The sequence below is a fragment of the Ottowia sp. genome (genome assembly GCF_046348305.1).
GTDB lineage: Bacteria > Pseudomonadota > Gammaproteobacteria > Burkholderiales > Burkholderiaceae_C > Ottowia.
Genome location: NZ_JAXMEM010000001.1, coordinates 23,528 through 32,984, shown reverse-complemented (window position 1 = coordinate 32,984; position 9,457 = coordinate 23,528). Strand labels below are relative to the sequence as shown.

The following is a 9,457-nucleotide window of genomic DNA, read 5'->3' as shown; positions in this document are numbered from 1 at the left end:
ATGCGAATCGCTCCCTGTTTGTCATGGCCGATGCGTCAACGTGCCGCATCGGCCAAGACGACAGCGTACCGGTTGCTGGCCAGCGTCAAGGGTTCGCTGCGCCGGGCTTCGCCTGCCCTTGACCCCGGCCAGCAACCAAAACACCCTCGATTCCGCCCACTCAAAATTCAAGAGAGGCTCTTTTCTGGGCAGCCAGGCGTCCGGGCAGCGCGGCGATTGCGCCGGCGCCCGGAAACCGATTGAACAAGCCACGAAAGGAGACTGTCGATATGTCCAAGTCCGAGTCCGAACAAGATTCCCGATCCATCGTTTCGCGCCGCGGTGCGCTGCAGCGCGGCGCGCAGGTTGCCGGCGCCTCGGTTCTCGCCAGCGTGGGCGGCGTGCAATGGGCATTTGCCGCCGACAAGCCCGCCATGGGTACCTGGCCTGCCGGCTCGCAGGGCGACACGGTGTACATCGGCGCGGCCGTGCCGCTGACCGGCACCTATGCGGTGCAGGGCGCCGACGAGCTCAAGGGCTGGGAGCTGGCTGTGGAGCACATGAACACGGACCACCCCTTGATGAAGAAGATCGCGCCCAAGATCAGCAAGGGCGTGCTCGGCAAGAAGGTGGCGCTGGTCTCGGCCGACTCGGCGGCCAAGCCCAACCAGGCGGTGCAATCGATCCAGACCTTCATCAACCAGAACAAGATCATCCTGGCCACCGGCTCGACCTCGTCGGCCGTGGCGGTGGCGCTGAACAAGTTCTGCGATCGCGAAAAACTCATGTACATGCCCGGCATCTCGGGCTCGAACGACACCACCGGCAAGGACTGCGTGCGCTACGGCTTCCGCCAGGGATATTTCGGCGAGATGGCGGCCAATTCCATCGGCCCGATCCTGGTCAAGACCTTTGGCAAGAATCGCAAGATGGCGTTCATGACGCCGGACTACACCTACGGCCACACGACGACGGCGTCGACCGAGAAATATCTGAAGGAAAAAGGCGGCTGGACGACGGTGACCAACCAGGTCTCGCCGCTGGGCACGCAGGATTTCAGCCAGTACCTGACCAACATCGCCAACTCGGGCGCCGAGTTTCTGATGAACGTCAACTGGGGTCGCGACGCCGTGCTGTCGAGCCAGCAGGCCAAGCAGTTCGGCCTGTTGCCCAAGATGACCCTGGTGCTGCCCTACCAGATCCCGTTCTTCGCCAAGGAAGCCGGGGTCGACATCAGCGAAGGCGTGTTTGCTGCCACCGAATTCTGGTGGGAACTTGAAGACAAGTATCCGATGGCCAAGGAGTTCGTCGACGCCTTCCGCAAGAAGTACGGCTACGCCCCGGAGTGGGGGGCTGAAAATGCCTACGTCAGTTTTGCGCACTGGGCGCGGATGGTGACCGAAGCGGGGAGCTTTTATCCGCCCGATGTCATCAAGCAGTGGGAGAAGGGCGAGAAGATGCCGTCGCTGTTTGGCGACGTCTATTACCGGCCCGAGGATCACCAGTGCGTGCGCCCGGTGTTCGTCGTTCGCGGCAAGGCCAAGAAGGACATGAAGAACCCCGAGGACTTCTGGACGGTGGTCGACACGCAGAAGGGCGAAGACGTGATCCAGTCGCCCACGGCCTTCGGCTGCAAGCTCGGCAGCTACACCTGACCTTCAGCCGGATTTCATCGTCCGCACCAGTGCGGGCGATGGGCCTGGCGGTTTCTGACCGTCATGTCGGGCAGCGAAGTTGCGCGCGATCGATCGCTGTCGGGTCGATCGCGGCGTCACATGCGGCGCTTGCATGACATTCATTTCACCAACCAGCATCAGGGCGGTCGCGCGTGCTTAATTGGGCCAACTTCATTTCACAACTGTTCAACGGGCTGGTGCTCGGCGCCCTGTTGGCGCTGATTTCCTCTGGCCTGACGATCATCTACGGCACGCTGGGCGTGCTCAACCTCGCACATGGCGCGATGTTCATGCTGGGTGGCTACGCCGGCTGGATGGCGTTTACCTACACCAATTCCTTCATCGTTGCCGTGATCTGTGGCGCGCTGTTCGTGATGGTCGTCGGGATCGTGATCGAACGCGTCATCATCCGCCACTTTTACTCTCGTCCGCCGGAAGACCAATTGCTGGTGACGTTCGGCCTGAGCATCGTCATGGTGGAGCTGGTGCGCTTTGCCTTCGGCAGCCTGTCGAAGGCGGTGCCGCCACCGGGGCCGTTGATGGGCATCACGAACCTGGGCTTCATGGTCTATCCGACCTACCGCATCGGCCTGCTGGCCATCGTCACTGTGGCCTTGCTGGCGCTCTACTTCGTGCTCTACCGCACGCGCATCGGCATGATCGTGCGCGCCGGCATCGAGGACGCGGTGATGGTCGATTCGCTGGGCATCAACGTCTACCGCGTGTTCATGCTGGTGTTCGGCATCGGTGCCATGGCCGCGGGCTTTGCCGGCATCGTGAATGCACCGGTGGTGTCACTGGCGCCTGACGTGGGCGAAGCGATCCTGGTGCAGACCTTCGTCGTGGTGGTGATCGGCGGTGTCGGCTCGTTCCCCGGCGCGGTGCTGGGTGGCTTGATTGCCGGCGAGTTGATCAGCCTGACCTCGATGATCAACCCCGCGTATTCCTACGTCGTGCTGTTTGTGGTGATGACGCTGGTGCTGATGTTCCGTCCCCGCGGGCTGCTGGGCGCGGTGGGTCGCGAATAAGAACAGGGTGGATTTTTGATGCGCAGACCATTTCCATATCTTGCAGAGGCGCTGACGCTTCTGGCCTTGATCGCGGCGCCGTTCATCCTGCCGCACCTGGGTTTCACGCCGACCACCATCAACCGGATCCTGATCTGGGGCATGGTCGGCATCGGCTTCGATCTGCTGTTCGGCTACACCGGGCTGTTGTCGTTTGGCCAGTCGGCCTTCTTCGGCTCGGGCGGCATGTTCGCTGCCTACCTGCTGACGCAGACGTCGATGCAGAACACGCTGCTCGCGCTGCTGATCGGCACCGTCGCCGCCGGCGTGCTGGGCTACCTGGTGGGCCTGGTGGCGCTGCGGCGCACCGGCATTTACTTCGCCATGATCACCGTGGCCATCGCCGAGGTGTTCTTCTACCTCGAGTTCAACCCGCTGTCCGACTTCACCGGCGGCGAGAACGGCCTGGCTGGTGTGCCTTCGCCCAGCGTGAGCCTGGGCTTCACCACACTCGAGTTCGACAGCAACCTGGCGATGTACGCGTTCTTCGCCTTCTGGTACTTTGTCGCGCTGGCGCTGGCCTTGCGCATCGTGCGTTCGCCCTTTGGGTTGGTGCTGCGTGCGGTGCGCGAGAATCCGTTGCGGGCGGAGGCGCTGGGGCACGACATCCGGAAGTACAAGCTGGCGGTGTTCGTCGTCGCGGCCATGTACGCTGGCTTTGCCGGCGGGCTGCTGGGCATGATGCAGGGTTTCATGCCACCCGACGCCTTCATGTTCGCCACGTCGGGTGAGATCGTCATGCAGACGGCCATTGGCGGAGCCGGGACGCTGTTCGGTCCGCTGCTGGGCGCCGCCGTGTGGCTTTATCTGAGCGACTTTTTCCAGGTCACCCTGAAATTGGGCGCCACCTGGAAGCTGATCCTGGGTGTGGTGTTCGTGCTCTTGGTGGTGTTCCTGCGCCGCGGCCTGGCGGGCGGCATCATCGACCTGTGGCAACTGATCCGGCCCAAGCCGGCCAAGGTGGCCGTTGCCCCTGCGCCCACCCCGGCGCGCGGTGCCGAAACGGCCGAGATGCAGGTGGCACGCAAGAGCACGCGGACGCACGAAGGCCCGATCCTGCAGGTGACCGGGCTGACCAAGCGCTACGGCGGCCTGCTGGCCAACAGCGACATCGACTTCAGCGTCGATCATGGCGAGATTCGCGGCATCATCGGTCCGAACGGTGCCGGCAAGAGCACCTTCTTCAAGATGCTGACCTGCGAGGTGCAGCCCACCAGCGGCAAGATCGTGTTCGATGGCCGCGACATCACCGGCATGGGCGTGATCGACGCCTGCCAGCAGGGCCTGACCAAGAGCTACCAGATCAACCAGTTGTTCGAGAAGCTCACGGTACGCCAGAACCTCGAAATCGCCGCGCTCGGCGAACTGCGCGGCAAATTCAAGCTCGACCTGTTCAAGAACCTGCACAAGGTGCGCAAGCTGGATGCGCACGTTGCCGGCACAGCGGCGCTGGTGCACCTGACGGGACGCTTGGATACGCATGTCTCCGAACTGGCCTATGGTGAAAAACGCCGGCTTGAAATCGGCCTGGCATTGGCCACGACTCCCAGCCTGCTGTTGCTCGATGAACCACTGGCCGGCATGAGTGCGGAGGAACGCGTCGAGACGGTGGCCTTGCTCAAATCCATCGCACAAGGTCGCACGCTGGTCATCATCGACCACGACATGGATTCGCTGTTCGAGTTGGTCAGCAAGGTGACGGTGCTGCAGGAAGGACGCCTGTTGGTCGAAGGCACGCCGGATGAAATCAAGAGCAACGCCCAGGTTCAAGAGGCTTATCTCGGCGGCGTGATGGAGGAAGTGGCATGAGCCTGCTTGAAGTCAATGGCCTGAACAGCTACTACGGCGACAGCCACATCCTGTTCGATGTCGCCATGCGCGTCGAGAAGAACGAAGTGGTGGCCCTGCTGGGGCGCAACGGCGCCGGCAAGTCCACCACCTTCAAGAGCCTGATGGGCGTGGTCACGCCGCGCCAGGGCAGCGTCAAGCTCGACGGACAGGAGCTGGCCGGCAAGAAGGCGCACGAGATCGCCCGCGTGGGCATGCAGCTGGTGCACGAGGAGCGGCGCATCTTCGGCAGCCTGAACGTCGAGGAAAACATCGTCCTGGCCGGCCTGACCGCGCCCGCCAAGTGGCCGCTGGAGCGCATCTACGAGATTTTTCCGCGCCTGAAGGAGCGCCGCACCAGCCGCGGCACCGACCTGTCGGGCGGCGAGCAGCAGATGCTGGCGATCGCCCGCGCGCTGGTGCGCGACCCCAAGATCATCCTGCTGGATGAGCCTTTCGAAGGCCTGGCGCCGGTGATCGTGCAGAACCTGGTGCGCGTGTGTCGCGAACTGGCCCGGTCGGGGCAGACCATTGTCCTGATCGAGCAGAACATCGCCGCCACGCTGGCGCTGGCCACGCGCGTGTATATCCTCAACAACGGCCACATCGTGCACGAGGGACCGGCGGCCGAGCTCAAGAAGCAACCCGAGCTGCTGCAGCGCTACCTGTCGGTTTGATGGTTGGAGCGGGCACGGTGCGGCAGCGCCATGCCCGTGGCGTCACAACACTTCGCTGGCGAAATCCGCCAGGCGCGAGCGCTCGCCGCGCGCCAGCGTGACGTGGCCGCCGTGGCCCCAGCCCTTGAAGCGGTCCACGGCAAAGGTCATGCCCGATGAGCCTTCGGTCAGGTAGGGCGTGTCGATCTGCGCCAGGTTGCCCATGCAGATGATCTTGGTACCGGGGCCGGCGCGCGTGATCAGGGTCTTCATCTGCTTGGGCGTCAGGTTCTGCGCCTCGTCGATGATGATCCACTTGTTCATGAAGGTGCGCCCGCGCATGAAGTTCATGCTCTTGATCTTGATGCGGCTGCGGATCAGTTCGTTGGTGGCCGCACGCCCCCATTCACCGGCGTTGCCGCCGTCGCCCTTGGCCAGGAACTCGAGGTTGTCGTCCAGCGCGCCCATCCAGGGGCCCATTTTTTCTTCCTCGGTGCCGGGCAGAAAGCCGATGTCCTCGCCCACGCTGACGGTGGCGCGGGTCATGATGATCTCGGTGTAGCGGCGGTCGTCCAGCACCTGGGTCAGACCCGAGGCCAGGGCCAGCAGGGTCTTGCCCGTGCCGGCCGTGCCGGCCAGGGTGACGAAGTCGATCTCCGGATCCATCAGCAGGTTGAGGGCAAAGTTCTGCTCGCGGTTGCGCGCGGTGACGCCCCACACGCCGTTCTTCAGGTGCGTGAAGTCCTTGAGCGTGCGCAGCACGGCGGTCTTGCCCTGGATCTCGGTCACGCGGGCGTACAGGCTGGGCTCGCCGGGCGACTCGAAGAAGACGAACTGGTTGATCTGCAAGCTGGGCACGATGGGCCCGCTGATGCGGTAGTAGGTGGCGCTGCCGCTTTGCCAGCTCTCCACCGTCTTGCTCTGGCGCGTCCAGAAGTCGGGCGGCAACTGCAGGGTGCCGGAGTACAGCAGGTCGCCGTCGTCCAGCGTCTTGTCGTTCTGGTAGTCCTCGGCGGCCAGTCCCAGCGCGCGCGCCTTGACGCGCATGTTGATGTCCTTGGACACCAGCACCACTTCGCGTGGCGCCTGCTGCTTTTTCAGCGCCGCCACCACCGTCAGGATCTGGTTGTCGGCCTTGCTCTGCGGCAGCGAAGCCAGCACGTCGGCCTCCAGCGGGCCGGTCTGAAAGTGCAGCTTGCCGCGGGCGTCGACGTTGCCCGTGGCGTCGAGGAGCAGGCCCTGGGCCATGTCGGCTCCCTTGACGCCGGCCAGCGCATCCAGCAGGCGGCTGGTCTGGCGGCCGTTGCGGGCAACTTCGGTCATGCCCTTCTTGTGGGCGTCCAGTTCCTCGAGCACCACCATGGGCAGAAAGATGTCGTGCTCTTCAAAGCGGAACAAGGCCGTCGGGTCGTGCAGCAGGACGTTGGTGTCCAGCACGAACAGGCGCGACATTCCCGTTGCACGCGCTTTGCTGGAGCTACGCGCCTTGGCGGCGCGCGCCGGTGTGCCGGGCGCGGCAGGCGGGGCTTCCCGCGCCTGTGCAGGAGCGCGGGCCACGACGGTCGGCACCGGGCGCATGAGGGCCGGTGTTGCCGGCTCGGAGGGCTTGCGTGCGGGCGCTTGGGCGGTCACGGGCCGGTGGGCGGCCAGCTCGATGACGTCGGTGGACAGGCGGGTGCCACGCTTGGCGGGTGGGGGCGGCAGGGGCATGAAATTCCAGACGGGTTCAACGAACCGACAGGGTCAAAAAAAAGCCGCCGGGAAAAACCGGGCGGCTTTGGTCGTGAGGTCAAAGCGGTGACTGGGCTTCTTCATCTCGGCCCATTATGCATGAGCGGCAAACGAAAACCGAGCCGAATCAGGCGGCCTTCTTGAGGATTTTGACCGCCTTCAGAACTTCTTCGACGTGGCCGGGCACCTTCAGGCCGCGCCACTCCTGCACCAGGACGCCCTCGGCGTTGACCAGGAAGGTGCTGCGCTCGATGCCCTTGACCTTCTTGCCGTACATGATCTTGTTCTTGACCACGCCGAACATGTGGCACATTTTTTCTTCGGTGTCGGCGATCAGCTCGAAGGGCAGCTCCAGCTTGGCCTTGAAGTCGTCGTGCGACTTCATGTTGTCGCGGCTCACGCCAAACACGATGGCGCCGGCCTTGACGAAGTCCTTGTATTTGTCCCGAAACTGCATGGCCTCGGTGGTGCAACCGGGCGTGTTGTCCTTGGGGTAAAAATAAAGGATGAGGGCCTGTCCGGTGTGCGAGGTGTTGGTGACCTTGATGCCACCGGTGGCGTTTGCTTCGAATTCGGGCAGGGGTTTGTTGACAACAATCGCCATGGGAATCTGAATCTCCGGACTATTTTTGGCTGAGGACGAGCAACCCATCCGTGCGCACCCATGCTGCAGCCGCGGTGTGCCGCCGCGCGCAGTCAATTGGAAGTCACGGGCAACAGGTGCCGAAAGGTTTATTTTAACCGATCCGGCACATCGACGCCGGCCTCCAGCAGCAGGGCCGCGATGACGCGGCGGCCTTCGCCGGCCAGGATGTTGTAGGTGCGGCAGGCAGCGGCGGTGTCCATGGTTTCGATGCCGATGCCCGCTTCGATCAGGGGGCGAATCCAGGCGGCTTGCGGAAAACGCAGCCGTGCGCCGCTGCCGAAAATGACCAATTCGGGGCCCGCGGCGGCCAGGGGCTCGAAATGGGCACTGCCAAGGTCCTCGAAACGCCCGCACGGCCAGGGGCTGCGCTCGCCGCTGCTGTGCAAAAGCACGCTGTGCTCGACGCGCTGCCCGCGCACGCTCACCCAGCCTGGGCCGTAGCCGGTGATGGCGGTTTCAAAGAGATCGGACTGAAATTTCATGCAAAGGCCGCTCGTGCGCCGGATGTGGTCAAATTCTACGTTTTGCCGGCGCATCGCGCTGCCTGTCCGAGGTCTGCCCATGAAGACGATCACCAAATCCAGCAAGCTGGCCAACGTGCTGTACGACGTGCGCGGGCCCATCGTCGACGCCGCGCGGCAGATGGAGGACGAGGGCCAGAAGATCATCAAGCTGAACATCGGCAACATGGCGCCGTTCGGCTTCGATCCGCCCGAGGAGGTGATGCAGGACATGATCCGCAACCTGCCCGACTCGGCCGGCTATTCCGACAGCAAAGGCATCTTTGCCGCGCGCAAGGCGGTGATGCACTACACCCAGCAGCAGGGCATCGAGGGCGTGACGCTGGATGACATCTACCTGGGCAACGGCGCCAGCGAGCTGATCCAGATGGCCACCAACGCCCTGCTGAACGAGGGCGACGAGTTGCTGGTGCCTTCGCCCGATTACCCGCTGTGGACGGCGGTGACCAGCCTGGCCGGCGGCAAGCCGGTGCACTACATGTGCCGCGAGGAAGACGGCTGGATGCCCGATCTGGCCGACATGCGCGCCAAGATCACGCCGCGCACGCGCGGCATCGTCGTCATCAACCCCAACAACCCCACGGGGGCACTCTACAGCGATGAGACGCTCAAGGCCATCGTGCAGCTGGCACGCGAGCACGGCCTGGTGTTGCTGGTGGACGAGGTGTACGACAAGGTGCTGTACGACGGCGTGACGCACACGGCGATGGCCTCGCTGTCCACCGACGTGCTGACTCTCACCTTCAATTCGCTGTCCAAGGCGTATCGCTCCTGCGGCTACCGCGCGGGCTGGATGGTGGTGTCGGGCGACAAGGCGGCGGCGCGCGACTACATCGAGGGGCTGAACATGCTGGCCAACCTCAAGCTGGGCTCCAACGTGCCGGGTCAGTGGGCCATCCAGACGGCGCTGGGCGGCTACCAGAGCATCAAGGACCTGGTGGGCGAGCACGGGCGCCTGCGCATTCAGCGCGACCTGGCCTACGAGCTGATCACGCAGATTCCGGGCATCAGCTGCGTCAAGCCGCAGGCGGCGCTGTACATGTTTCCGCGGCTCGATCCGGCGCTGTACCCGATCGAGGACGACCGCCAGTTCTTCATGGAGGTGCTGCGCGCCACGCGCGTGATGCTGGTGCAGGGCTCGGGCTTCAACTACCCGGACAACCAGCACTTTCGCATCGTGTTTCTGCCACACAAGTCGGACCTGCGCGAGGCGATCGGTCGGTTGGCGAAGTTCTTGGAGCAGTACCGCCAGCGCCATGCCAAGACGGCCAGCGTGCTCAACATTGCTACAAAAAAAGAAGCCGCTCGCGCTTGATTGACAGGCGCTGGAACACTATTCAATCATAAAACCGGA

The 9,457-nt window shown here is 63.8% G+C and carries 8 protein-coding genes; 5 read left to right on the top strand and 3 right to left on the bottom strand.

Annotated features, from left to right (window positions below; genetic code table 11):
- Positions 1-269: 269 nt before the first annotated feature.
- The 4 genes from U1F38_RS00140 (at position 270) to U1F38_RS00125 (ending at position 5,226) form a co-directional block, all read left to right on the top strand.
- On the top strand, positions 270-1,634 hold the full coding sequence (locus tag U1F38_RS00140; protein WP_409985026.1) for a substrate-binding protein: 1,365 nt from the start codon (positions 270-272) through the stop codon (positions 1,632-1,634).
- A gap of 173 nt (positions 1,635-1,807) precedes the next feature.
- Entirely contained in the window at positions 1,808-2,683 is an 876-nt protein-coding gene (locus U1F38_RS00135) for a branched-chain amino acid ABC transporter permease (protein ID WP_409985025.1), read from the top strand.
- A gap of 18 nt (positions 2,684-2,701) precedes the next feature.
- On the top strand, positions 2,702-4,531 hold the full coding sequence (locus U1F38_RS00130) for an ABC transporter permease subunit (RefSeq protein WP_409985024.1): 1,830 nt from the start codon (positions 2,702-2,704) through the stop codon (positions 4,529-4,531).
- Positions 4,528-5,226, top strand: coding sequence for an ABC transporter ATP-binding protein (locus U1F38_RS00125; RefSeq protein WP_409985023.1), 699 nt, complete (start codon positions 4,528-4,530; stop codon positions 5,224-5,226). The genes U1F38_RS00130 and U1F38_RS00125 overlap by 4 nt, the downstream gene beginning before the upstream one ends.
- Positions 5,227-5,268: 42 nt before the next feature.
- Here U1F38_RS00125 and U1F38_RS00120 read toward each other — a convergent pair whose 3' ends face one another.
- From U1F38_RS00120 to U1F38_RS00110, 3 genes are all read right to left on the bottom strand, one after another.
- A complete protein-coding gene (locus U1F38_RS00120; protein WP_409985022.1) occupies positions 5,269-6,915 on the bottom strand; it encodes a PhoH family protein in 1,647 nt (548 codons plus the stop codon).
- A 148-nt stretch (positions 6,916-7,063) separates the two neighbouring features.
- The gene (locus U1F38_RS00115; RefSeq protein ID WP_409985021.1) at positions 7,064-7,540 is read right to left on the bottom strand and encodes a peroxiredoxin; all 477 of its coding nucleotides are present in this window, start codon (positions 7,538-7,540) and stop codon (positions 7,064-7,066) included.
- A 128-nt stretch (positions 7,541-7,668) separates the two neighbouring features.
- Positions 7,669-8,064, bottom strand: a complete 396-nt coding sequence (locus U1F38_RS00110; protein WP_409985020.1) for an Mth938-like domain-containing protein — start codon at positions 8,062-8,064, stop codon at positions 7,669-7,671.
- Between the two features lie 79 nt (positions 8,065-8,143).
- Between U1F38_RS00110 and U1F38_RS00105 the strand changes: the two genes are divergently transcribed.
- A complete protein-coding gene (locus U1F38_RS00105) occupies positions 8,144-9,418 on the top strand; it encodes a pyridoxal phosphate-dependent aminotransferase (protein ID WP_409985019.1) in 1,275 nt (424 codons plus the stop codon).
- Positions 9,419-9,457: the final 39 nt, after the last annotated feature.